26 protein-coding genes are annotated in these 24,655 nt (G+C 44.7%); 9 read left to right on the top strand and 17 right to left on the bottom strand.

The window, feature by feature from the left end; all coding sequences use genetic code 11:
- Window positions 1–185 precede the first annotated feature (185 nt).
- Entirely contained in the window at window positions 186–392 is a 207-nt protein-coding gene (locus JZ784_RS03330; RefSeq protein ID WP_005010728.1) for a hypothetical protein, read from the top strand.
- Between the two features lie 106 nt (window positions 393–498).
- On the opposite strand, the gene JZ784_RS03325 is transcribed toward JZ784_RS03330, so the two are convergent.
- Window positions 499–1,089 (bottom strand): class I SAM-dependent methyltransferase, encoded by a 591-nt coding sequence (locus JZ784_RS03325; protein WP_346313801.1) that lies wholly within the window; start codon window positions 1,087–1,089, stop codon window positions 499–501.
- Window positions 1,090–1,138: 49 nt separating this feature from the next.
- Window positions 1,139–1,354 (bottom strand): DUF1653 domain-containing protein, encoded by a 216-nt coding sequence (locus JZ784_RS03320; protein WP_346313800.1) that lies wholly within the window; start codon window positions 1,352–1,354, stop codon window positions 1,139–1,141.
- Window positions 1,355–1,576: 222 nt separating this feature from the next.
- Between JZ784_RS03320 and ahpF the strand changes: the two genes are divergently transcribed.
- The 3 genes from ahpF (at window position 1,577) to JZ784_RS03305 (ending at window position 4,285) form a co-directional block, all read left to right on the top strand.
- Window positions 1,577–3,142 carry an alkyl hydroperoxide reductase subunit F gene (gene ahpF / locus JZ784_RS03315; protein ID WP_346313799.1) on the top strand — a complete coding sequence of 522 codons (1,566 nt, stop codon included), beginning with the start codon at window positions 1,577–1,579 and terminating at the stop codon, window positions 3,140–3,142.
- A gap of 499 nt (window positions 3,143–3,641) precedes the next feature.
- Entirely contained in the window at window positions 3,642–3,890 is a 249-nt protein-coding gene (locus JZ784_RS03310; RefSeq protein ID WP_005010743.1) for a hypothetical protein, read from the top strand.
- Between the two features lie 200 nt (window positions 3,891–4,090).
- Complete coding sequence (locus JZ784_RS03305; RefSeq protein ID WP_346313798.1) at window positions 4,091–4,285, top strand: hypothetical protein; 195 nt, start codon at window positions 4,091–4,093, stop codon at window positions 4,283–4,285.
- Here the strand turns inward: JZ784_RS03305 and JZ784_RS03300 are convergent.
- Both JZ784_RS03300 and JZ784_RS03295 read right to left on the bottom strand, forming a co-directional pair.
- Window positions 4,276–4,914, bottom strand: coding sequence for a LysE family transporter (locus JZ784_RS03300; RefSeq protein ID WP_346313797.1), 639 nt, complete (start codon window positions 4,912–4,914; stop codon window positions 4,276–4,278). The two genes, JZ784_RS03305 and JZ784_RS03300, sit on opposite strands and share 10 nt — an antisense overlap.
- A gap of 141 nt (window positions 4,915–5,055) precedes the next feature.
- Window positions 5,056–5,631, bottom strand: a complete 576-nt coding sequence (locus JZ784_RS03295; protein ID WP_346313796.1) for an FxsA family protein — start codon at window positions 5,629–5,631, stop codon at window positions 5,056–5,058.
- A gap of 122 nt (window positions 5,632–5,753) precedes the next feature.
- On the opposite strand from JZ784_RS03295, the gene ruvC reads away from it, so the two are divergent.
- Complete coding sequence (gene ruvC / locus JZ784_RS03290) at window positions 5,754–6,299, top strand: crossover junction endodeoxyribonuclease RuvC (protein ID WP_005010753.1); 546 nt, start codon at window positions 5,754–5,756, stop codon at window positions 6,297–6,299.
- 91 nt (window positions 6,300–6,390) lie between these two features.
- Here the strand turns inward: ruvC and JZ784_RS03285 are convergent, their stop codons facing one another.
- From JZ784_RS03285 to JZ784_RS03275, 3 genes are all read right to left on the bottom strand, one after another.
- Complete coding sequence (locus tag JZ784_RS03285; protein WP_346313795.1) at window positions 6,391–7,101, bottom strand: hypothetical protein; 711 nt, start codon at window positions 7,099–7,101, stop codon at window positions 6,391–6,393.
- 235 nt (window positions 7,102–7,336) lie between these two features.
- The gene (locus JZ784_RS03280) at window positions 7,337–7,615 is read right to left on the bottom strand and encodes an acylphosphatase (protein WP_346313794.1); all 279 of its coding nucleotides are present in this window, start codon (window positions 7,613–7,615) and stop codon (window positions 7,337–7,339) included.
- A 23-nt stretch (window positions 7,616–7,638) separates the two neighbouring features.
- The gene (locus tag JZ784_RS03275; protein WP_346313793.1) at window positions 7,639–9,096 is read right to left on the bottom strand and encodes an NAD(P)H-hydrate dehydratase; all 1,458 of its coding nucleotides are present in this window, start codon (window positions 9,094–9,096) and stop codon (window positions 7,639–7,641) included.
- A gap of 22 nt (window positions 9,097–9,118) precedes the next feature.
- Between JZ784_RS03275 and queG the strand changes: the two genes are divergently transcribed.
- A complete protein-coding gene (gene queG / locus JZ784_RS03270; protein ID WP_346313792.1) occupies window positions 9,119–10,207 on the top strand; it encodes a tRNA epoxyqueuosine(34) reductase QueG in 1,089 nt (362 codons plus the stop codon).
- A 293-nt stretch (window positions 10,208–10,500) separates the two neighbouring features.
- Window positions 10,501–11,490, top strand: a complete 990-nt coding sequence (gene bioB / locus JZ784_RS03265) for a biotin synthase BioB (RefSeq protein ID WP_346313791.1) — start codon at window positions 10,501–10,503, stop codon at window positions 11,488–11,490.
- 74 nt (window positions 11,491–11,564) lie between these two features.
- Here bioB and JZ784_RS03260 read toward each other — a convergent pair whose 3' ends face one another.
- Window positions 11,565–11,792: a hypothetical protein gene (locus JZ784_RS03260; RefSeq protein WP_346313790.1), complete on the bottom strand. Its 228-nt coding sequence runs from the start codon at window positions 11,790–11,792 to the stop codon at window positions 11,565–11,567.
- 557 nt (window positions 11,793–12,349) lie between these two features.
- On the opposite strand from JZ784_RS03260, the gene JZ784_RS03255 reads away from it, so the two are divergent.
- Complete coding sequence (locus JZ784_RS03255; protein WP_346313789.1) at window positions 12,350–12,634, top strand: hypothetical protein; 285 nt, start codon at window positions 12,350–12,352, stop codon at window positions 12,632–12,634.
- A 268-nt stretch (window positions 12,635–12,902) separates the two neighbouring features.
- Complete coding sequence (locus JZ784_RS03250; protein ID WP_346313788.1) at window positions 12,903–14,105, top strand: MFS transporter; 1,203 nt, start codon at window positions 12,903–12,905, stop codon at window positions 14,103–14,105.
- A 27-nt stretch (window positions 14,106–14,132) separates the two neighbouring features.
- On the opposite strand, the gene hpaR is transcribed toward JZ784_RS03250, so the two are convergent.
- The 9 genes from hpaR to JZ784_RS03205 form a co-directional block, all read right to left on the bottom strand.
- Complete coding sequence (hpaR, locus tag JZ784_RS03245) at window positions 14,133–14,558, bottom strand: homoprotocatechuate degradation operon regulator HpaR (protein WP_346313787.1); 426 nt, start codon at window positions 14,556–14,558, stop codon at window positions 14,133–14,135.
- Window positions 14,559–14,614: 56 nt separating this feature from the next.
- Complete coding sequence (locus JZ784_RS03240) at window positions 14,615–15,955, bottom strand: OprD family outer membrane porin (protein ID WP_346313786.1); 1,341 nt, start codon at window positions 15,953–15,955, stop codon at window positions 14,615–14,617.
- A 33-nt stretch (window positions 15,956–15,988) separates the two neighbouring features.
- Window positions 15,989–17,335 carry an MFS transporter gene (locus JZ784_RS03235; protein ID WP_346313785.1) on the bottom strand — a complete coding sequence of 449 codons (1,347 nt, stop codon included), beginning with the start codon at window positions 17,333–17,335 and terminating at the stop codon, window positions 15,989–15,991.
- Window positions 17,336–17,701: 366 nt separating this feature from the next.
- On the bottom strand, window positions 17,702–18,472 hold the full coding sequence (locus JZ784_RS03230) for a helix-turn-helix domain-containing protein (protein WP_346313784.1): 771 nt from the start codon (window positions 18,470–18,472) through the stop codon (window positions 17,702–17,704).
- Window positions 18,465–19,223, bottom strand: a complete 759-nt coding sequence (locus JZ784_RS03225; protein WP_346313783.1) for an IclR family transcriptional regulator C-terminal domain-containing protein — start codon at window positions 19,221–19,223, stop codon at window positions 18,465–18,467. The genes JZ784_RS03230 and JZ784_RS03225 overlap by 8 nt, the downstream gene beginning before the upstream one ends.
- Window positions 19,224–19,298: 75 nt before the next feature.
- Window positions 19,299–20,051 carry a glucose 1-dehydrogenase gene (locus JZ784_RS03220; protein WP_005010795.1) on the bottom strand — a complete coding sequence of 251 codons (753 nt, stop codon included), beginning with the start codon at window positions 20,049–20,051 and terminating at the stop codon, window positions 19,299–19,301.
- A 364-nt stretch (window positions 20,052–20,415) separates the two neighbouring features.
- On the bottom strand, window positions 20,416–22,158 hold the full coding sequence (locus JZ784_RS03215; RefSeq protein ID WP_346313782.1) for an FAD-dependent oxidoreductase: 1,743 nt from the start codon (window positions 22,156–22,158) through the stop codon (window positions 20,416–20,418).
- 151 nt (window positions 22,159–22,309) lie between these two features.
- Window positions 22,310–23,251 (bottom strand): p-hydroxyphenylacetate 3-hydroxylase reductase component, encoded by a 942-nt coding sequence (locus JZ784_RS03210; RefSeq protein WP_346313781.1) that lies wholly within the window; start codon window positions 23,249–23,251, stop codon window positions 22,310–22,312.
- A 16-nt stretch (window positions 23,252–23,267) separates the two neighbouring features.
- Window positions 23,268–24,545, bottom strand: coding sequence for a p-hydroxyphenylacetate 3-hydroxylase oxygenase component (locus tag JZ784_RS03205; RefSeq protein ID WP_346313780.1), 1,278 nt, complete (start codon window positions 24,543–24,545; stop codon window positions 23,268–23,270).
- Window positions 24,546–24,655: the final 110 nt, after the last annotated feature.

Genomic DNA, 24,655 nt, shown 5'->3' with positions numbered 1-24,655 from the left:
GTTTTATTGGGCCATCCGCACTTCAGCGCCAAATCATAAAAGCGGTTTTAACAGCTGAAAAACATTTAAATATTCGATTTATTTTTACAATTCTGCTACATCGCCCCACCCAGATTTATCATAAGTTCAAATGAAGCCTGCAGCAGTTCAGCAGCTGAAACATAATAATTTTAAGGGGGTTGCTTATGGGAACGCCGCTTGCTGTAAAAACTTGGAAATACAGCGCTTCTTCACGCTATCTAAAAATTTTTTACACCAATGGAACAGGTGATTTATTTCATCCTGTGCCTGAATTTATTTATAACAATATGATGCGATGTAATGACAAAATGGCCTTTGTGCATAAATATTTAGAATATGATCTTCACTTTACCCGGGTCAGCATCCAGTAATTAAAGTCTTTCGCTGATCAAAATACATGCTTTGAAATTGTGTTAAATTCTAAAAGCCATCAACCATTCAAATTGATGGCTTTTACATGAATAATACAGAATTATTTTAATTGGCTGTGACCAATAGCAATCCAGCGCCTGCAGGCAGTGTGACACACATGAATTGCTTACTCTCCTGAACCAAAGCAATAAATTCCGCCACTTCGGATGCATGCGACAGCACATTATCCACCACGAGCAATCCGCCTTTCTTTTTCAATAGATTCGGCAAATACTGCCAATACTCAACATAGGCATCGCGCTCTGCATCCAGCAGAATAAAATCATATATTTCAGTGCATTGCTTTAGAAAATACAAAGCATCTGCAACTTGAAAATCAACCAGATTGCGCAGCTGAAGCTGTTCTGCATATGACTGGGCTTGCTTTGTGCGCTCGGAATCAATTTCAATGGTCGTAACATGGCCCTGTGTACTTTGCGCAGCATTGGCCAGCCACAATGTCGAATAGCCGGTCGATGTGCCAATTTCCAAAATGTTCTGCGCCTGCAGGGCACGGATCAGCACAGCCAGCACATGCGCTGACTCCGGTTCTATATTGCGGTAACGGTTTAAACGGTCTGACTGCTGTGCGTCATGCGCTTGAAATTGCTGATACAGCGCATTAACTTGCTTTAAAAATTCTTCCGGAATGCTCATCAGCCCTCCTGCCTTAGTGAATACATTTGCAACAGTAGAACAGCAATGACTATTCCACTTCCCGAATCAGCTTAAAACGCTCAACTGTTTTGCCTTCATGCTCTACCGTCTCGCTAAACATCGTTAAAGGCCGCACCCACAAGGAATAATCACCATATAAACATTGATATACCACTAGCTTTTCTTCTGTTTCACTATGCGTCGCCACATTAAACACTTGATACAGCTGCCCCTTGTAATGCTGATAAATACCTTTTTTAAGCATAAACTTACCCAGAGATGGTGATGAATTTCCGCATAAAGCATAGCACGGAGCATTCCAGTGAACAGACAAATTCCTTTAACTTTCAAAGCAGGCTTTGCGGTAAACAATAAATTCATTCAATAAAACGATTAATAATATAAAAACAAACTGTTTTATCTATTTATTAAAATCTCCTATTATTCACTTATCAAATAAATATTGACTCCTTTGGAGGCGTTAGCAATGTTGGATCAAAATACTTCTGCTCAATTAAAAACTCTGCTTGAACGTTTAGAAAGCCCAATCGAAATTGTGGCCACCTTAAACGCTTCTGACAAATCAGACAAAATCAAAGAATTGGTGACTGAAATTGCCGCGCTGTCTGATTTGGTGACTGCACGCTTTGACGGCGCAAATTCACGTGCGCCAAGCTTCGGCATTGCAAAAAAAGGCGAGCAGCCGCGTGTCAACTTTGCTGGCTTGCCGATGGGCCACGAGTTCACCTCTTTGATTCTGGCCTTGCTTCAAGTTTCCGGCTATGCGCCGAAAGTGTCTGATGAGGTGCTGGCGCAAATCAAGGGCCTGAACTTGACTGCAGACTTTGATGTCTTTGTGTCTTTAAGCTGCCATAACTGCCCTGACGTGGTTCAGGCGCTGAACCTGATTGCGATTTACAACCCGGGCACTACTGCAACCATGATCGACGGCGCATTCTTCCAGGACGAAGTGGAAGAACGCAAAATCATGGCGGTGCCGATGGTCTTCCAAAACGGCGAGCATATCGGCCAAGGGCGCATGACCTTGGAAGAAATCATTGCCAAACTGGACAGCGGCTCAGCAGCCAAAGATGCTGAGAAGCTGAATGCCAAAGGCGCGTTTGATGTGCTGGTGATTGGCGGCGGCCCTGCAGGCAACACCTCTGCAATCTATGCGGCGCGTAAAGGCATTAAAACCGGGATTGTGGCTGAGCGCATGGGCGGTCAGGTCATGGATACCATGGACATTGAAAACTACACCTCTATTCAAAAAACCCAAGGCCCTAAATTCGCAGCGGCGATGGAAGAGCATGTGCGTGAATACGGTGTAGACATCATGAACCTGCAGCGCGTATCGGACATTAAAGGCGCAGACCAAACAGCAAACGGCCTGGTGGAAGTCACTTTAGAGAATGGCGCGAAGCTTGAATCTAAAACTGTAATTCTTTCAACTGGTGCGCGCTGGAGAGAGATGAATGTTCCGGGCGAAAAAGAGTACAAAACCCGCGGCGTGGCTTACTGCCCGCACTGTGACGGCCCGCTGTTCAAAGGCAAACGTGTTGCGGTGATAGGCGGCGGCAACTCCGGTGTGGAAGCGGCAATTGACCTTGCGGGCATTGTAGAGCATGTGACTTTGGTTGAATTTGATACCAAGCTGCGTGCAGACCAAGTGCTGCAGGACAAGCTGAACAGCCTGCCAAACACCACGGTGATTCTGAATGCTTTGTCTACTGAAGTGGTGGGTGACGGTTCACAAGTGACAGCGCTGAAATACAAAGACCGCGCAACAGATGAAATCAAAACCATCGAGCTGGCAGGGATCTTCGTTCAAATCGGCTTGCTGCCGAATACGGATTTCCTGAAAGGAACGGGTGTCGAGCTTTCCAGCCGCGGCGAGATCGTGATTAACGAGCGTAATGAAACCAATGTGAAAGGCGTATTTGCAGCCGGTGACTGCACCACAGTGCCGTACAAGCAAATCATCATTGCAACGGGTGAAGGCGCGAAAGCATCATTGTCCGCTTTTGATTACATCATCCGTTCTGGTCAATAGCTTTAAATCAATATCGGCAAAAGCCAGTCTCTATGACTGGCTTTTTTTATGCTGCCGATTTTATTTTAAAGTTCTTTCAATCACGCTGCTTATGTCAAATCAGGGGCAGAAAAAAGTACCTGTCCGCTGCCCCCTTGTTTTAGACATGATGATCCAGCACAATTTATAAACCTTGATCTTGTTTCAGCTCCTTTTAAACTCCTGTTTCAGCACGGCATTCTCCTGACACCTGAATCAGGTTGACTTGATTCCCAAAGATGAATGCAAATCATTTCAGCACAGCCGATATTTGTAAGAATTTTTTAAATCATGTCTGCATTTTAATATGAAAAAACATGATTTTAGAAACAATAGGGCCATTCCAAATTCACTGTGACTGATCAGGGTGACGTTCAAGCCTTGTCTATCTGCAGTTCATCAAATATGATAAATAATCGGTCATTAAAAGATGACTGAAAATAAAAAAAATAGACGTTGTCAGGAAAACAAGGAGAAGAAAATGCACTATCAGTATCACTGTGCCTGCTGCAATAAAGTTGTTGCTTCTACTGACAAAGAATGTGCCAATTGCGGCTCTCACACGATAAAAAGCCCATACGGATTCTGGATTTTTTGTATTTTGACCTGCCTTATTGCAGCTGCCGTATTTAAAACAGTCCATGTGTACCTGCAAGATCATCAGGAAGTACCGGTACAGCAATCACTGTTTGAGGTTCTGCAGCAAGACAATAAAACGGCCGATAAATAGCAGGTATTTAATTTCGCGGTTCAGGACCAAAGCCTGAAACTATTTTTCAGGCTTTGGTTCATAGCATGGCTGCAGCTGCTCTGACTCGACACAGCGTCTTTAAGGCGAAAAAATTCATGTTGCCAGTATTCTTTTTGATTTACCTGCACTCAAGCACTCAAAGTCGTTTAAAATAGCCCGCTAAGCCACAGGGTGTAAATATGGTTCAATTGATTAAAAAGGGCGGCTTGCGTGAACGCGCCAACCGCAGCCGAAGCTACAAAGGTTCGGAAAATACTGAAACAACTTTAAAACCAAACCGTTACCGTACTGATGAAAAAAAAGAGGAACCCGCAGCTTCCTCTCCTCACCTTGATCCATCTGAATCTGCAGCATCTGACACCAATCAAGCGTAAAACATTTTGATGGCGTCATACCAAAGCCAAACCGCAAAGGCTAAAAACAGTCCGCCCGAGATAATATCGATATAACTGCCTGCACGCTGATACAGCACTTTAATTTTTGGCATTGAGACAACCATCATCAGCAGGCTAAAGACCAGAAACGTCTGTATCGGAATAATAAAGGCCAATTGAGTTTTTAAATCCAAACCTGCGGATGAACTCAAAGCCAAAGAAAACACACTGCTGAAATAAATCAGTGTTTTAGGATTGGATAAATTGGTCAATAAGCCCTGTAAAAAGTAATTCTGAGGCTTTTCAATTTCCTCTGAGCTGTCCAAAGCCACTTCTTGCTTAAGCAATTTTAAACCGCCGTTCAGCATGCCCAAGCCCATTTTTGCCAAAAACACTCCGCCAACCATCATCAAAACTTGCTGAATCCATGGAAATTGCTCTACCAATACAGTAAAGCCCATCAAAGTGAGGACTACCCAAACTACAATTCCCGCAGAAATGCCGGCAATAATTTTTAATGTATTGATCCGGGTATTCGAAGCCGCGCTTTTTGCAATCAGCAGCACATCTGGCCCTGGGCTAAGCTGCGCCACAAAATGCAGCAGGCAAATGGTCAAAAGAAGTGACATAAAGGCAGAAAAGAAATAATAAAAATCACATTATATCGTTTGTTCAAATCAAATGTGCAGGCAGATAGAATTTCGGGAATAAAAAAAGCCGAATCATTTGATCTGGCTTTTCATCATTTCAATTTCATCACTTTAAAAAAATCATTTTGGATGAATATCTTTCATTTCAATTTTCTTCGCTTCTGGCGACACTTCACGCGCCTCCCCATCAATCACGCTTGAATCGCGGCTGCCGCCCTGCTGATTCTGCATGTCCTGCATTTGGCGCATCATATCTGCAAATGGATTTTGGCCCTGAGCGCCGCCCATGCCATTCATATCTCCCATCATGCCGCCCATCATTTTTTCCATCATGGCTTGCTGACGCTTCATCATCACATTCATCATGGCGGCTTTTAATGCATTTTGCACGGGTGGAATTAGAATCAGGACTGCCAGCAGATCAGAAATCAAACCTGGAACCATCAATAGAAAACCGGCAATAATCTTAGGCAAATTACCGGAAAGCGCTGGATCTGCACTCATTTGACCAGCTTGCATTTGCTGCATTTGAGGCATTAAGCCTGATGCATGCTTGCGCACGATATTCAGTCCGATGAAAAAAGCAGCAACAAACCAGAAGAACACATACCACATGCTGCCAACGAGGTCGCCCACGCCGATCCATACAAACACTTCAAGAATTAAGCCCGCAAGGACAATTAGAAATAATTTCATGAAAACTAATCAAATCTCTATTAAATAAATAAGGTGCATCAATCAAGCGCTTAATCCGTATCAAGCTTTTTTGATCCGCTTATGTAACAATATGGGCGTTATTCAATTTTTAAAGGGTCAGCATGTCATTAATTATCGGTATTGACCCGGGTTCCCGCCTGACCGGCTACGGCATTATTGAACATGAAGGTTCTAAGCTGCGTTTTGTAGATGCCGGCACCATACGCACTGAAACGGCTGAGATGCCGGAGCGCTTAAAGCGGATTTTTGCGGGTGTAGACCGTATTGTAAAATTCCATGGACCGACTGAAGCCGCAGTTGAGCAAGTCTTTATGGCGCAAAACCCTGACTCTGCATTGAAATTAGGGCAAGCGCGCGGAGCAGCCATTGCAGCATTAACTAATTTAGATTTACAAGTTGCAGAATATACAGCACGTCAGATCAAGCAATCCGTTGTCGGTTATGGCGCAGCCGATAAAGAACAAGTGCAGATGATGGTCATGAAGCTGCTGAATTTAGAGATTAAACCGCAGCAAGATGCCGCCGATGCCTTAGCCGCTGCCATCTGCCATGCGCATGCCTCTGGCAGCATGAGTAAAATGGCGGTACTGAATGCCCTTGGCGGTATGGCGCGCGGACGTAGCCGTTACAGCAGCAGACGGCGTTAGGTTTAATTCAGCCGAAACCGCCTTGATGTTCATTTAAGCGTCTGATTTTAGAGCCTGCCTTATCAAAGATATGGGGTAAAATCAGCGCGCATCATTTCTTCAACAGATACTGCTGCTTCTTGGCATTGTATTGATAGCGATGCATAGCATTAACCGGCACTGCTTTCTGCTTTCCACCATGCTCTTTTAATTCTGTCCCGCTGTATTGAATTTCTATATCGTATAAGCCGTCATGTTCGCTTTTGTCTGATCCTCTGTTTAGCAACTTATACTGTGCCGTCTTATGGTAAGTTTCATTCTCACCAGAATCTTCATTATCATTGCCCAAATTCAGCGCATTTGATTGCTTCAGCAGCTGATCATCTGTAATCAGCATCACGTAGAGTTGGCTATGACTCTCACCATGACTGGATTCTGTCATTTCTTGAAGTATGCCTTGCTGTGCCGTTCCCAGCTTGCGCATATTTTTAACAATCTGAGCGGGGTAATACATTTGCCGTTCATATGCTGGCGCATACCAGCCCTGATTTTCTGGCGAACGGGTCATCAGTTGAAATTTTCCATCTAATGATTTTTTAAATAAAAAAACATCCGTCAGCTGATAGCAGGCGCCGCAATATGCAATTTCTTTACTCTCCTCATCAATCACGGTATGAGTGACTGTTACAATATAGCGCTCCTCACCTTTTAAATTTTTGAACTTCTGCGCAGCGTCAAATAACAGCACCTGATGTCTACCCTGATTATCCGGCAGGCTGCCAGTATATTGCTGTTTATTTTTATCTAACTCTGGAATATTCATCTGCCGGATTTGCTTCGAATAAAATCGCATCATCACAGTTTTAAAATCTAAATTGAGCAACGCAGCATCTGTTTCTGCATGCACCAATGGTGCTTGAGCGGCACAAAACAATACCGCAGCAAATCCCGCATAATTTTTTTAGTCATATTATTGATCATTTTCTATCTTTATTTTTTGCAGCAAGTCTAATCAGAATTCTTCAAAATAGCCAATAAGCCGCATAAAGCCATGCCGTTTAGTCACGAATCATTTTAAAGTCAGCAAAACCTGCATCATCCAGCTTTAATTCTGTTTGCTCAATAGAAGCAACATTGGCATGTGCAGGCCCAGCCAGACTCAGCTGAAGCATGTGATTCACGTTCAGTTCAGATCCAAGAATGACCGCCTCAACGTCACCGCTGGATAAATTCTTTACATAGCCTTTCAGCCCCAAATCCAAGGCTTGCTGTTCAAACCAGCGGCGGTAGCCCACCCCTTGAACTTTGCCCTGAATCCTCAGTTTTAAAGCTTGCATAAACGGCCTGCCTAGCATCAATGCTATAAATTAACAGCGTGATATACCGCCTGCGCCATATCCTGCGCCTGCAGGCCACGCATGCCCCGCTGCGCCAAATAATCACCTGCCAGAGCATGCAAAGTGACAATTTCATGCAAATAGATCGTGTCATGAAATTGCGCTTTTAAACTGGAGATCATGCCTGCCAGCACATCGCCCATGCCGCCTGTCCCCATGCCGGCATTGCCTGCAGTGCAAATCCACAGCTCATCTTCCAAAATCAGGCTGCCTGCACCTTTCAACACCCATTGACCTGCATATTTCTCCTGCAGCCAATGAATGGCCTGCACACGGTCTGCTTCTACTTCCTGCGTTGAGATGCCTAACAGCTTTGCAGCTTCCCCTGAGTGCGGTGTGGCATAACTGTGCGCTTTCAACTTTTCTGGAAATTCGGCAAGGAACCACAAAGCATCTGCGTCTAAAACCGCTTCCACATCTGACTGCTGAATCAATGGGAACCATGTTTTAAATTGCTGCTCTGCCCAAGCATCACGGCCTAAGCCCATACCGAAACTGACTGCGTCTACTTGCTCCAGCAAAGCCTGAATATCCGCGGCAGACAAGGCATTAATATCGCGCAGCATAATATTTGGCGCACGGGATAAAATTGCAGTATGGTGTTTTGCATCGCATGCACAGGTCACTTTGCCAGCGCCTGCGTGAAATGCGGCTTCAGCCGCCATAATTACTGCGCCCCCCATAGTGGCATGGCCGCCAGCAATTAAAACATGGCCATAGCTGCCCTTATGCCCAAAGGCCTGCCGCTGCGGCAATGAAATTTTATTTGGAGAAATCCGCGCAATCGGCTGCAATTTTTCATCCGCCGGAATGACATCAATAACCTGCACTTTCCCGCAGAATTCTTTGCCCTGCCCCGTGAACAAGCCAGCTTTCAAGCCTAATGCGGTAAACGTATAATCCGCCTTTACTGCACAAGGCAAAGGCTGGCCGCTATTGGCCTGCAAACCGCTTGGAATATCAACAGCAATCTTCAAACCCTGCCGCCCATTAATCTTTTGAATGATGCTCTGCCAGTCTGTGTTTAATTCCCGATTCAGTCCAATGCCAAATAAAGCATCTATATAGGCATCATATTCAGAAACAAATGTAAAATCTGAATACATGGTTAAACCGGCCTGCCGCGCTTCAGCTGAAGCCAGATGCAAATCCTTCGACGCCCCCAATTCGGCCGCGTAAATATCAACACTGAAGCCTGCTTGAGTTAAGTATTTTGCCGTGAGATAGCCATCGCCAGCATTATTGCCCTGACCGCAGCAAACCGCTATGCGCTGAATGCCTTGCTCATGAAACATTGGAATTAACCGCTGCGCAATAGTCCATGCAACTTGCTTCATTAAGCCATAAGAACTGTTTTGCTGACTAAACCAGCGCTGTTCCCATGCTTGAATACTTTGGCTATGATAAACTTGCGGCTGCATTCTTCTTCCTTCCAAATGGTTTATGGCAACTTCTGCTCAGTCAAAAATTCAACTTAATCAAGATGATTCCGAGTCACTCAAGACTTGGATTAAAGCCCAAGCTTTAGCTTTGGGTTTTTCTGATTGTGTCATTGCCAAACCGGATGCTCAAGAAGAATTACCGCGTTTTAAGGAATATTTGAAACGCGGCTATCATGGCGATATGAAATTCTTAGAAGAAAACCTAGAAAAACGCGCTGACCCAACGTTGCTCATCCCCGGGACAAAAAGCATCATTTGCGTACGCATGGACTACCTTGTAGAAACACCTAAGCCCCGGTATGTGCCGCATCAGCCTAATGCCGCGATAATTGCCCGCTATGCGCGCGGCCGTGATTATCATAAAGTCATGCGTGGACGCCTGAAAACATTAGCTTCCATCATTCGTGAAAAAGTGGGCGATTTTGAGGCGCGCCCGTTTGCAGATTCTGCGCCTGTGTTTGAAAAATCTCTGGCTGAAAATGCAGGCATGGGCTGGACAGGCAAACACACCTTGCTCATTCATAAAAAATCGGGCTCATTTTTTGTGCTCGGTGAGTTATTCACCTCTTTAGATCTGCCTTTTGACAGCCCTGCCACCAAGCATTGCGGTTCCTGCACCGCCTGCATCGATATTTGCCCCACACAGGCCATTGTAGAGCCGTACATGCTGGATGCCCGCAAATGCATTGCCTATTTGACCATTGAATACAAAGGCATCATTCCTGAAGAATTGCGCAGAGGCATTGGCAACCGGGTATTTGGCTGTGATGACTGCCAGCTCATTTGCCCTTGGAACAGCTTTGCCAAAAAAACAACCATTGAAGATTTTAATCCGCGCCATGGTTTAGACCATTTGAACTTACTGGACTTGTGGCAATGGGATGAAGAAACCTTCTTATCCTGCACTGAAGGCAGTCCAATCCGCAGAACAGGTTATCAAAGCTTTATGCGCAACATTGCCATTGGCCTAGGCAATGCAGATTATTCAGATGAAATTTTGTGTGCATTGCGGCAAAAGCGTGTCCTGCATGATGAGATTGTGCAAGTCCATATTGATTGGGCCATTGCGGAACAACAGGCTAAAGCCTGATAGTTTTTACGGTTCTTGCAGACATCTTGCTTTATCCAGTTTAAAGTCAAGTTTGCAGAATTTTAAAACCGAACTTGCCAGTTGTCTGCAAAGTTAAAATTAAGACAAAAAACTTTGCAATGATTTTTCAGAAAAAACAGTTAACTTTGCAGCCAAATATACAATCTTATATTTCCATATTTATGCATCTTTAATCGATAGATACTATCAAAGTTGACATATATTGCCTTTGGAAATGGCATGCTTTCTGTATGATAAACAGCACAAGATAACAATGATGATGGACAGCAATCATGAACTTACGTAATGACTGGGCTCGTGAAGAGATTCAGGCTTTATATGAGCAGCCTTTTTTAGATCTAGTGTTTGAAGCGCAGCGCGTACACCGTGAACATTTCACGGCTAATGCCATTCAGGTCAGCACATTGCTGTCTATCAAAACCGGTAAATGTCCGGAAGACTGCAAGTACTGCTCACAGTCAGCGCGCTACGATTCAAATTTAGAAGCAGAAAAACGCATTGCTGTGGATAAGGTTATTTCAGAGGCTAAAGAAGCGATAGCTTCCGGCTCTTCACGCTTTTGCATGGGCGCTGCGTGGCGCAACCCGCATGAGCGCGATATGCCTTATGTTTTAGAAATGGTCAGAGAAGTCAAAGCGCTAGGCCTGGAAACATGCATGACTTTGGGCATGCTGAACCAGTCACAGGCAGAACGCTTAAAAGATGCAGGCCTAGATTACTATAACCACAACTTAGACACGTCGCGTGAATATTATTCACACATCATCAGCACCCGCACATTTGATGACCGCTTGAATACACTCGAATATGTCCGCGGTGCGGGGATGAAAGTCTGCAGCGGCGGTATTGTCGGCTTGGGTGAAAACCGCAATGACCGCATTGGGCTATTGCAGGAATTAGCAACACTGCCGATTCACCCGGAATCTGTTCCGATTAATATGCTGGTGCCCATTGACGGCACGCCGCTGGCTGACGTAGAAAAGCTGGATGTCACTGAGTGGATCAGAACCATTGCTGTAGCGCGCATTATTATGCCTCAAAGCTACATCCGCCTTTCTGCTGGACGCGAATCCTTGTCCGATTCAGATCAAGCCTTAGCCTTTATGGCAGGCGCCAACTCTTTATTCTCCGGCGAAAAACTGCTGACTACGCCAAATGCCGGCGCAGGTAAAGATAAACAGCTGTTTGACAAGCTTGGCTTAGTTGCAGAGAAAGCCAAACCGAATGCCGCATCACTTTCTGTAGATGCTATGGCAGTCTAATTAGAGAATTGATAAATAAAGCCCTGAATAATGGGGCTTTATTTATGTCTGCTCATTAGCAGTCTGACGCTATATTAGGGCTTTGCAAAATTATGCGCTGTAATTAAAATGCCGTAATTGGCATTTAGATAATCGCCTTTCCTAATGGTATCTTGCCCATTGGCATGCATCACGCGCAGTTCCTTTTGCAGCGCATCATAGTGAAATGAATCAAAACAGTCTTGATGGCAGCAAAGCCAGGCCAATGTATCTTGAAGCTGATCATCGACAATGTAAGTATCAGCCAAAAAATCTTTAGACATATAAATATTTAAAATTTGTGTCAGATATTGATAGTTTAAACACTTTCTATATAAGCGGAAAGTTCAAATAAAAAAGTGAGCTTTCGCTCACTTTTTTCTATTTTGACACACCGCACTTTCGGCATTCCTTGTGTGCACCAATTTCTTCCATTTGCTCATATTCATAAATATGCATGCAGAAAAATTTTCTAAACAATTGAAGCATGTTGTTAAAACTCCCGTTTAATTTTTAAGATTGCTTCTTCAATATTTCTTCCTGAAATACGATGATACCCTTAAAGGATCTCATACATATTTATTAACATATTTTTCTTTTTAGTCAAATAACTTTCATCTGAATTAAGCCGAATTTTAATGTAGACATATCGACATTTTTAAAATGTAAATGATATTTTATTGACAAATTTGTTGAAAACTTAAACGCTAAAATTTATCATAACCTCAGAATGTTTTTCTCAATGTGCTGGAAAACCATTTTTCAAAAACAACAATTTATGAAAAATATTGAACAACTATCTGTCTCACATAAAAATCCGAATACACATATTGAGCAAGACATGACAATTTACTTGATTAGCCTGGAACAGTGCACCAAACGCGACATTACAGGCCTTGAAAAAAAAATCCTGCAATTAGGCAGTGTAACAAACAGTCCGCTGAAAAAAATGTGGCTGATTCAATCTGACTTAAATGCAGAAGAAATCCGGGATCAGCTCTTAACCTATGTGCATGCCAAAGATTCACTCTTGGTAATCCGCATTGATGCGGATCATTGGGCCTCTTGGAATGTGCATAAGAATACAGCGCTTTGGCTCAATCAGGCCAGTATCAAAACAGTCTGAATCCGATCAATGCTGAGGCTTTTTTACTGAACCCTGCCCAATTTCTTCAGTTATCAAAAAGCGCCTTTTTAAATTCACATGTAAATGGCTAATTAAGGTGTCCATTTGAGTTGATCACTCAATTGCCCAGCTTTATCACCGGTGTTATTTTCTCAAAAAATAAAGGCACCTGAATATTTAACAGCAATGAATCCCGCTTTTGACAAAATTGTTTGCTAATATAGTTAACATATTAATCAACTGAATAACCGCTGTGAAAACAAGCCGCATGTTTCAATCACTGCATTACAGAAATTTCCGCAATTACTTTATTGGCCATGCGCTTTCCACTTTAGGAACATGGATTCAGCAAGTCAGTTTGGCATGGATTATCTATGAGATCACTCAATCTACCGCGCTGCTGGGTATCATTGGCTTTTGCGCACTCATTCCTCAGTTGTTTGTCAGCCCTTTTGCAGGCGCTTGGATTGATAAAATCGACAAACGCAAAACTTTGATCTTCATTCAAATTTTGCTGTTCTCCCAAGCCATCTTATTGGGTATTGCCTATCATTTTCACTGGCTCACTCCGTCTATACTGATTGGACTTTCCTTACTGCTAGGCATACTGAGCGCTATTGATACCCCGCTTCGCCAGTCCTTGCTCAGTATGATTATTGACGACAAAGCAGCGCTACCCAATGCATTAGCATTGAATGCTATGGTCTTCAATGCTTCCCGTTTTGTTGGCCCGCCTATTGCTGGACTCTTGCTGGCCACAATTGGCGCCGAATTATGTTTTTATTTAAATGGCTTGTCTTACTTAATGCTGGCTCTTGCTGTTTTATGCATGAAACAGGTTCAATCTTCAATCGCCAAAGGCAATATCAAAAATGTCCTCAGTGAAGGCTTTCAATTTGTGCGCCATCATGAAATTTTCAAATATCTCATGCTGACTGTTTTTGTTTTAAATATGACTGCATCCAGCTATGTCGCACTGCTGCCGGTATATGCCAAGGACATTTTGCATGGCGATGAAAAGACTTTAGGCATGCTGTGGGGGGCAGCAGGCATCGGTTCGCTGCTCTCCTCAATGCTCTTGGCAAGCCAAAAAAGCTTTCAAAATGTGCATGACAAAATTCTGCTGAATATCCTGTTCTGCGGCGTTGGCCTGATGCTGCTGGCGCTGTCTGCCAGTTTTCTGCCCTTAATACTGGCCATGTTCCTATTGGGCTTTGGCATTTCAACCTCCAATATTTCCACCAACATTATTTTGCAGCAAGATGCGCCGGAAGCTTTGCGCGGCCGTGTAGTATCCATTTATACATCCACCCGCTTTGGTTTTGATGCGCTGGGCGGCTTATGTGCAGGCTTGCTGGCCAGCCTGATTGCGCCGCAAAATGTCATGTTGCTTTTCGCTTTAATCTTGCTGAGCTATGCCCTTTTCAATTGGCTGAGGATTCTTCCCCGCATCAAAAAAGCGCCTCATTAATCAGGCGCTTTTCTTTTACAGTCTGAACTAGTCTTGCTTTAAGCTTTGAACCTCTTTCAGCAGCTCCATGAGCTGCTTCATTTTTTCTTCGCCTAAGCGGTCCTGAATTTTTTGATAGCGGCTTTCCATGCGTCCGCGCATTTGACTGAAAATCTTCTCGCCGTCTTCACTTAAAGAAATAAATGAAAAACGCTGATCTGTTTCCGAACGGCGGCGCACAATTAAGCCGGTCTCCAGCATGCGGTTAATAATGCCGGTCAAGCTTGGCTTTAAAATGCAGGCTTTATCTGCCAGTGTCGTGCTGTCCAATTCCTGATATTGCGCCAATGTCCGGATAATCCGCCACTGCTGTTCCGTTAAACCCATTTCATTCAATTCAGGACGGAAATGAGTCATTAATGCTTCACGTGCTTCCAGCAAAGCAAGCGTCAATGATGGACGAATATTTTTCATATAAGGCGATGGCATAAATATTAATATATTAACTATTCTACCAACATTATGAAAAATTAAAATGATAATGGATATTCAATAATGACCCGCAATTCATCAATATCATTATATCGGTAACCATCTACAGCGCGGTGCGTCGCTTGCCTTAACTTGATATCCATGCCTTTGGCAAAGCCTGCAGGCACTTTATACGCCAGCTGAATATCCCGTTCCCAATGCGTTGTATCAATATTTTGATCATATACATGGCGCTTGGTATAAAACGGGTTATTGCTGCGGGTATTGTCAATATCCCAGCCATAGAGATAGCGCGCCATCAGGCTTAAGCCCGGCAATCCGTATGGAGTAAAATCCGCTTCATACTTAATTTGCCAAGATTTTTCTTTGGCTTCAGAAAATGTTGCAAATTGCGCTGCATTTAAAATGGATGAATTGCCGCCAATAGTCGAAAAGCCAACCCAGTCAAATGGCTCATTGCCGAAAACCTGCTGGTAGCCGGCAGAAATCGTATGATTCTGATATTGGTAACCCACCAATGCCGACGCAATGTGCGCATCAATATCGCCGCCTGCTTTTTTTCCGGTATCATTATTGCTGTAGCCTGCAAATGCGGCTTTAATTTTTTGATCAGGATCGCTCAGCGCCTTTTGGTATGTTGCGCCTAAAAAATACTGATTCCACACATCTTCCAGTTCTGAAGCATACACTGTCACTGATCCGGCAGGCAGTTTATAAGTTCCGCCCAAAAAGCTGATGCTGTCCGCTTTAATGCCGGCGGCATAATCTGTGGTGAAATAACTCAGATCATGCGTCGAATCCAATGGATTCATGCTGTAAAAATACCCTGCATTGATCAGCAGATGATCCAGCGTTTTATCCTGCAGGCTTAAACCTGTACTGACCGTTGGCAATAAGCGCACTGTGCTTGTCGCAATGACTGGCACATTTGGAAACTGATTGCCATAAGTCAGCACCGTATCTTTATATTTGACTTTGACTGCGCCGCCTATTTCACCATAGGCATCTCTAGCCTCACCTGTTTTAGGATCAAAGGTAATTAAGTTTGTCCCTGTTTTATATTCATCACTGTACAGCTTAATGCCAACCATGCCGTAAGCATCAAAACCAATCTGCACTGCGCCATCGGTAAATCCTGAGCTGTACTGACCAATTATGCCGTGCGCCCATTCACTGCGGTAGCCTTCTCTTTCGGAAACTGGAAGCTGGGAATTTGCGCCTGATGGGTTGGAGCCGCCATTTCTAAAATCCCGGTAAAAATAGAAGTTCCGGTTCATCAAATCAAATTTGCCGTCTTTAAAAATGTTATTGGCAAAAATTTCTGGTGATAAAGGCATGAGCATCCCTATCACCAGTGAGAGTTTCACTGGCGTGTTCATTCAATTGTCCTTAATTTAAAATGTTGCGAGGCTTTATTTGTCGCTGACAAATACGGCTTTGGCTGGAATCAGGAAGATCATAATTAAAGCAGCTGCCACCATGACACCCGCAATACTGAGCAGGGCTGCAGCATTCGTTCCTGTGCTTTCACGCATAATGCCAATCAGCCATGGGGCAAATAATCCGCTCATGGTTGCCAATGTACTGACCATCGCAATACCCGCTGGCGCGGTCTTGTCTTTCAGATAAGCCGCTGGCAAAGACCACGCTACGACTACGCCGCCGCTGAATCCAAACCCGGCCAGACCTAAAATTATTAAGCGTGTGACCAAACCGCCTTCCCAGAAGGCAGCCAATGCCATCATAGCGGCGCCAAAAAGCATGCTGATGGCATAGTGCCAGCGGCGTTCACGGCGTTTGTCTGAACTGCGTCCAACAGTGATCATGCCCACGGCAGCCAATGAAAATGGAATCACAGCATAAAAAGAAATCTGCGCAATATCGGTCACGCCCATTTCTTTGATCATGGTCGGAAGCCAGAAATTGAAGCCGTAAGATCCGCAATAGGCGGCAAAAGCCAGTGACGCCAGCAAATACACCCGGACATCTTTGAGGCAGCTCAGCACGGCAGTACCCGTATGGCCCGATGATTCTTCGGGTACATCCTTTTTATCTTCCTGCATAATCTGCTTATGCAGCGCGCGTTCAGAGCTATCCAGCCACTTTGAAGATTGCGGTTTATCTGTTAAATACACTAAGCACAGGAAACCAATCAAAATAATGGGCATAGCTTCAAGTGCAAACATCCACTGCCAGCCGCCTAGGCCATGCACACCATTCATGTGCGTCATGATTAAGCCTGAAATCGGGCCGCCAATAATGGGCGCCGCCAAAGTCGCTAAAATCAAAATAGATGTTACACGGCCGCGCATATAGCTTGGGAACCAGAAGCTGAGATATAAAATGACACCGGGAAAAAAACCTGCTTCAAAGATGCCCAGCAGCAAGCGCAGGAAATACAGCTGTGATGCAGTGCTGACAAACATGGTCGCAGCAGAAGCCAAGCCCCATAAAATCATAATGCGCGCCAAGGTCTTACGCGCGCCAATTTTACCCATCAGAATGTTGCTTGGGATTTCAAAAAAGGCATAACCGATAAAGAAAATGCCTGCGGCCATCGCATATTGTGAATCTGTAAAACCGATGGCTTCCTGCATTTGCAATTTCGCATAGCCAATATTCACACGGTCTAAAAACGAAAAGAAATAGGCAATAAACAGTATCGGTAAAATTTTCCAAAACAGTTTAGTCAGCAGCTGCTGCTTTTCTAAATCACTCGCATTGGAAAGTGCAATGTTTGACGTTAGTTGGTTATCCATACCAAACCCCTCATCTTTAGCTTCTCAGCTAAAACAAAAAATATTGTCCAATTAGCAAGTCATTTGCTAATGAGTAAAAAATTAATATATTAACTAATATTAATCAATATCCAGAACAATAAAATTTTCTTATGAATTTTATAAATAAAAAAATAGAAGCATCGCACATAAATTTGATCAATTTTGCAGGCACAGCACCGCCGCTCCAGCACTCGAATTGCCGAAGCTTATAGATAAAATAAAATAGCGGAGTGCACAGTCCAACCCCTCCAGAGAAGGAAATCTTAGTGCGCAATCATAAGAAAATCGGGACTGCCATACGGCAGCTGCCCGTTTAAGCGTCAGACCAGCAAGAGGAATATCCCGCTAATTTGCGCCGATGCTTTTAGACAATTCTAAAATTTTAGCGGAGAGGTACGCTTGCACCTGATCTTGCTGTTCCAGCAAAAGATCACTGATGTGAAAAATGGTAATGACAAACTGCACTTCCTCAGAAATACTAAATACAGGAATACTGATGGAGCTTAAGCCGCGGCTTGGACGGTCAATCATGACGGTCAGCTGTTCCGAACGCTGTTCCTTCATGCGCTGCATAAAATCCTGCTTGTCTTTTTGACTGAGCTTCTGCCCAGAACTTCGCATGCTGTCCAGCTCTAAAGACTGTTTCAGCACATGTTCGGGAATGTACTTGGCAAAGGTATTGCCAATGGAGCTGTTCACTAAAGTCATCACCGAACCGACACGGATTTGCGAATATACACTGCGTGAAGGATCAAAAGTTTTAATGACTGTTGGCCCCAGTGAGCCCCAAATGCTGACTGCAGTGCCATAGCCTGTTTCATAATTGATGGCTTTTGCCGTTTTGCATGCCTCTTCTACAGGGTCTAAAGCATTCAGCGCGCGGAAAGATAAATTCAGCGCCAAAGCACCGACTTCATATTCATTATTTTCTGTTTTGTGCAGCAGGCCAATCCGTGTCAGGCTGACCAGATAACGGAAAATTTTTGCAGGGCTTTCACCCAGCTGCTGCGCAATCTCTTTCAGGCTTAAACGGGCTTGATCTTTACAAAAAAGCTCCAGCACGTGCGCAGTGTAATCAATACTTTGAATGCCTGCATTTTCATTTAAATCATGCATGGCTGTTCTCCTGCAAATCACGCGCTGCGGCTTTTAGCTCGGCCAAAATCTGCTGAATTTTTTCCGGACTCAAATGCTGTGTTTTGGCAAAAGCCGTAATGGCAAAACTAATTTGCCCCGCTGCATTAAAGACGGGAACTGCATAGCTGCTGATACCGGGTGTCGGCGTATCAATTAAAGCAGAATAGCCCAAGGCGCGGATATCGGCTAAGCCGCGCTGAAAATCAGCGTTCAGGAATTGCTCATGCTCCTGCTGGAAAGCTTTCTGCAGGGACAGATTTTCTTCCGCCTGTACAGATTTATAGGCGGCGAAGAGCCTGCCCGTTGCGGTGCTCAGCGCCATTTTATTGCCCAAGCGAAAGCCTAGATTGAAAAACCCGGCAAATTCTTTATAGAACACAACCGTAGGGCCGTTTAAATCTGACCACAGTGAAGTAAACACATTCACTTCATGCTTTTCGGCAATTTGCGTCAGCAGCTGCCGTGACTGCGCCACGACCTCATTGTGATTGATTTTAGCAATGCCTAAACGCAGGCTGAGTGCGCCTGCTTCAAATTCCAGCGTACTTTCATTGCGCTTTAATAAACCCGTCCGCTGCAGGCTGATCAGGTATTTATAGGCCGAGCCCGGAGCCAGTCCCAGCGCTTCAGCAATTTCGCTTAAGGAAAGTGATTTTGGCGAGCCGCATATCAGGTGCAATATTTCACCTGATAGATCAACTGTCTGAATCCCTCTTTGCTGGCCAGCCATCCCTGCTCCTCTATCCAATATCACTTAAAAATTAAGCCCATACTAAACAGATCAAGCCGGAAAATAAATAGCCTTTTACACAGTCAAATAGCCGCCGTCTACGGGTAAAATGCAGCCTGTGACATAGCTGGCGGCATCGGAGCATAGAAATGCCGCCGGCCCGGCCAATTCTGCGGGCTGGCCCATGCGGTTCATCGGCACATGTCTTAAATAGCCTTCCAAAGCGGCCGGATTAGCCCGCGTTGCCTCAGTCATTGGCGTTTCAATCACACCAGGGGCAATCGCATTGACACGAATATTGTATTTTGCCAATTCTGCTGCCAGTGTACGGGTCATTTGCGCCACTGCGCCTTTAGAAATAGCATAAGCCGTCGCACCCGTTGCAGCCACAAAAGACTGAATAGACGCCACATTGACAATATTGCCTTGGGTCTTTTTCAGCGACTCCAATAAAGCATTGATTAGGTAATAGCTGCCTTTAACATTCACATTGATGGTGTCGTCCAAGTCCTTCACTGCGCTTGCAGATTCAAAATTACTGCGGCGTAAAATGCCTGCATTATTGATCAGCACATCAATATCTCCAATAGTGTCATGCACTTCTTTGGCAAAGTTTTGACAGCACTGCTGCTCCGCCACATTTAAGGCAAAGGCGTAGGCGCGTCCGCCTGCTGCCTCAATGTCATTTTTTACATTTTGCAGTTTTTCAAAATTCATATCGGCTACAATCACCGTTGCACCCAGCGCTGCTAGGCTTTTAGCAATGGCTTCACCATTGCCTTGCGCCGCGCCAGTCACCACAATTTTCTTTTGCGTTAAATTAAACATTACAGCCATCCTTGTACTTTTTAAGCGTCATTACCCGCTTTGATTTTTTAAATATGCCCTTTACCCAAAAGCGCAGCGCTATTTTGAATAAAAAACCAATACTATATGAAATATCATTCCGCCCTTATTCACTGCCAAGATCGCGGCTTGGAATACTCTTCAAATTTTGGACATGCAGATCTGACTGCCCAATTTGATGATCCATTAGGCGGTCAATATGCTGCTGGATATCCAGCAAAGCCTAAATTTGCAGACACTTTCTGCAAAGTGCCTGCATGAATCAGGCTCTCATGCCTTCATTATTAAGCATGCTCAGGGAGGGCTTTCAGCTGAATCATCATTTGCATACAGCGCCTCTGCCCGTTTAGACTTCCGCTGTACGTCTGGCCGCTGGCGCTGCTGCAGGATTATTGTCTTTTCCTGTGGCAATAAAGAGGCCTGTTTGATAGCCAAAAACCAGCGCTGGCCCAAGCGTAATCCCTGCACCTGGATAATTTCCGCCCATGATGCTGGTCGCGTCATTGCCTACAGAATATAAGCCCTCAACTGCTTTTCCGGATTGATCCAGCACACGGCTGTGGCGGTCAACAGGCAAGCCTGCATAAGTGCCAATATCGCCTGGATGCAGCTGCACCGCATAAAATGGGCCCTGCTCAATGGGTTTTAAGCATGGGTTTGGCATGTGCAGCGGATCGCCTTGATAGCGGTTATAGGCTTTTGAGCCTTTGCCAAAATCCGGGTCTTGACCGATTTTGGCCAATGGATTGAATGTCTTAATTGTCTCTTCAAGGCCTTTAACGTCTATACCGCAGTTTTTTGCCAGTTCAACAACCGTATTGCCTTTCTTCAAATAGCCTGATTGCAAATGCTTGCCGATGGGCAGCGGCTGCGGCGGCACAGAACCCAATCCATACATGCGCAGGGTTTTACGGTCGCAGATCAGCCAGGAAGTAATTTGACCATCAATGTTTGCGCCATTCATCATCCCTTGAACAAAATCATGATAAGAATTGGCTTCATTAACAAAACGCTTGCCCAGCTTATTCACAGCAATCACCCCCGGCTTAGCGCGGTCAATAAAATGCGGCATGACGCCTGTTGTGCCATCTTTGCGTTTTACTAAAGATACAGGCGCCCAAGCAGCAGCATTTGGCAAATCAATATCTACTGCTACATTTAATTTCTCTGTCATGGCAATACTGTCGCCTGTATTGGTTTCCGTAGTGGGCGACCAATGTTCTAAACCTGTCGGCGTATGTCCATACAGGCGTTTTCGCAATTCAACATTGTGCGGAAACCCGCCTGCGGCTAAAACTACAGCCTTAGAGGCATTCAGCCTAATCTTCTGATCGCCGGACTGGGCAATAAGCCCTGCAATTTTACCGTTTTCCAAGATCAGTTCTTTAGCCGCGGTATCTACCAATACTGGAATATTTAAATCTAATGCTGTTTTCGCTAAACGTCCTGCCAATGCATTGCCATTGGTCAGCAGCATGCCGCGGCCATACTTCATGCATTCGGCAAAGTGCGTTGAAAAGCGCTTGATGGTATAAATAGCCGACTCTAAAGAACGCGTGGCTTTCATAAAGTGGCGCAAGTCTGCACCTGAACCAATCATCATGCCAAATACCGTCAGTTCAGGCAAAGGCGGTTCCAGCAAAGCCAAACGCTCACCTAGCTCACGCGCATCAAACGGGCGTGTCACCATAGAACGTCCGCCCTGCATCGCGCCCGGCGCTTCTGCATGATAATCAGGAAAAGTTAAAGGCATATCAAACTGTACAGCGGTTTTCTTGGTAAAAAAATCTACAGCATCAAAACAGTGATGAACAAATGAATCAACCCGGGCTTCGTTATAAGCAGCGCCGCCTTCATGCTTTAAATATGCTTTGACCGCTTCTGGAGAATCCTCATGACCATAGTTTTTACCCAGCTGTGTGCACGGCACCCATAGCCAGCCGCCCGAGCGCGCCGTTGTACCGCCATATTTTTTAGACTTTTCAATGACTGCGACATTTAAACCCAATAGTTTTGCTGTAATTGCAGTTGCCATGCCTGATGCGCCAGAACCGACCACCACGACATCAAAATCAAAATTCTTTTCCATGTTCACTCCCGAGAACGCTGCTTGATCCTTTAAAGCATTGCTTGCCATATAATTAAGATATTAATTACAAATTACCCTATTGGCAAGTGTTTTACTTTTGTTTAATTTGTATAAAAAAACTGCCGCAGCAGTTTTTAGCTAAAATCAATTTTTAAATGCCGATTAAATCTTTCAGCATGTTCTTAAACAACACTTTATCTTCGTCTGAATAAGCGCCAAACACATCCTGCTGATGACTTTCTGCAATCTGATACAGCATTTGCGCACTGTGCACGCCTTGTTCTGTCAACTCATAAGAATGACCAGTGTCTACCATTAAACCCTTGCGCACCAAAATTTCTGCTGCTTGTTCAATTTCACGCGCCGGCATAGCAACTTCACGCTGCAAGCACTCTTTAGACGTTGCTGTTTTACTTTCCAGCACCAGCAGCATACGCGCCTCACTGGTACGGAAGCCTGAAGCCAGCTGTTTCGGCTGATAATCATTGGTATAGGCGCGCACGGCCTGCGTCAGCAAGTAGTACATATTGTCATATAAGCGCCCGGGAAAAATCTCTGCTGGGGTTGCCGCTTTTGCATTTAAGCTGGGATGCGGCAAAACAGATGAATATGCGCCTTGATGGTACAGCAGCGGCGAACGGCCATTGTCTTGAAAGTTCACCACACGGCCTAAAATAATCCAGTGGTCGCCGCCTTCAATAATATTAAAGCGCTCGCACTCAAATACTGCCGAGCATTCTTTTAAAAGCGGTGCATTGCCCGCGCCTAATTCAAAATCCACATTGGCATATTTGTCATCTTTAGAACGGGCAAATTTATTGGATAATTCAATTTGATCCGCCGCCAAAATATTGACTGCAAAATGCGTGGCTTCTTCAAATACCGCATAGCTTGAAGAACGCTTGTCGATGCTCCACAAAATCAGTGGCGGATCTAAAGATACCGAGTTAAAGCTGTTGGCGGTCACTCCGACTTTTTCGCCTTTGCTATTTTGCGCGGTCATAATGGTTACGCCTGTCGCAAAATTGCCTAATGCACGGCGGAAAGCTTTTGAGTCAAAACCGATTTCCGGCTGAATATTCATCGAATTCATTGTGGCTCTCCTTGCCTTATACCATGGTTGGATCGGGTTCAAGACCCATTAATTCACGTCCTAAAATTTGCGCGCAAACATCATAGTCCGTATACGCGTGTGCGCCTGTCATATGTGAATCCCGGAATAAACGCTGCATTTCCTGACCATCCAGCCAGCTGGTTGCGCCTGCTGCTGCAAATAAGCGGTCGACGGCTTCAATACACATTTTGACTGCATAAGCTTGGTTAGTGCGCCAAAATGCCAATGTTTCCTGAGATGGATAAACTTTATTTGCACCATGAATGCAGTGGTCTTCCCATGTTTTTTCTAAAAACGCGCGGGCTGCCGCCACTTGATGTGTCGATTCCGCTAAACGCATCAATGCTGGTGTAGATGCGCCTAAGTTAGCGCCTGTATATGCGCGTATCCGTGTTTTTTGCTTTTCCTTGAATGCTTCCAGCATGCGTTCTGCTACGCCCAAACTGACTGCAGAGAAACCGCTGGCAAAGTATGGACGGTATGGCGAATAGAAAATCTTACTGTCAGGATATAAACCGAAGCCTGCTGATTTTCCTTCCATCATGTCTTTGGCTTTTTGGATTTGATATTCAGGAATAAATAAGTCCCGAATTTGCAATTGTTTTGAACCGCTGCTCTTAATGGCGCCGGCAAACCAGTTGTCATGAATGACATAGTCTTTACGCGGAATCACGCCAAATGAATAGATTTTTTTGCCTTCAGCATCAAAACGGTTAAAGCCGACAATGGCATATTCGGCATGGTCACAACCGCTGCTCCAGCCATAATCGCCGGTTAATTTAATGCCGCCTTCCACTTCTTCCACTTTACCAAAGGGCGCAATGGAACTGCTGGCTGTCGCATCTGGATTGTTCAGCCAGATTTCGTCTTGTAGCTGTTTAGGGAATAGCGCAATTTGATGGCTGTGCGTGCACAGCAGGCTGAAAGCCCAAGCGGTGCCGGCACACGCTCCTGCCAAAGTCACGATACAGTTGGCGAAATCAGGCAGGCTCATTTCCAAACCGCCGTAGGCCTTTGGCTGAAATGCGCGGTGAAAACCAATTTCTTTCAACAGCGTAATATTTTCATCCGGCACTTTGCGCAGCTGTTCTGCATGTTCTGCATTGGCTGCAATTTTCGGCAAAATTTCTTTAATTTTCTCCAGCATGCTGCGCTCTGGCGCTGCTGAATTTGATGTTTTCGCTTCCACATAAGACATTCTGAATTGCCCTGAATCTAATTCATCCTGACCCGTTGAAACATCATTTGCATTAAAATCGATGGTATTTTCCATATCAAACTTTCCTTTTTACTTTATGTCTTCATCAATGAGGACACTGAGCGCTTCAATTCCTTACATAGCAGGAAATACTGCTGGGCTGACCTTATTATTCAAGAATGTTC

It is taken from the genome of Acinetobacter sp. CWB-B33 (assembly GCF_039655955.1).
In the GTDB taxonomy this organism is placed as follows: Bacteria; Pseudomonadota; Gammaproteobacteria; order Pseudomonadales; family Moraxellaceae; genus Acinetobacter; species Acinetobacter bouvetii.
This window is presented reverse-complemented; position numbering and strand designations above follow the sequence as displayed.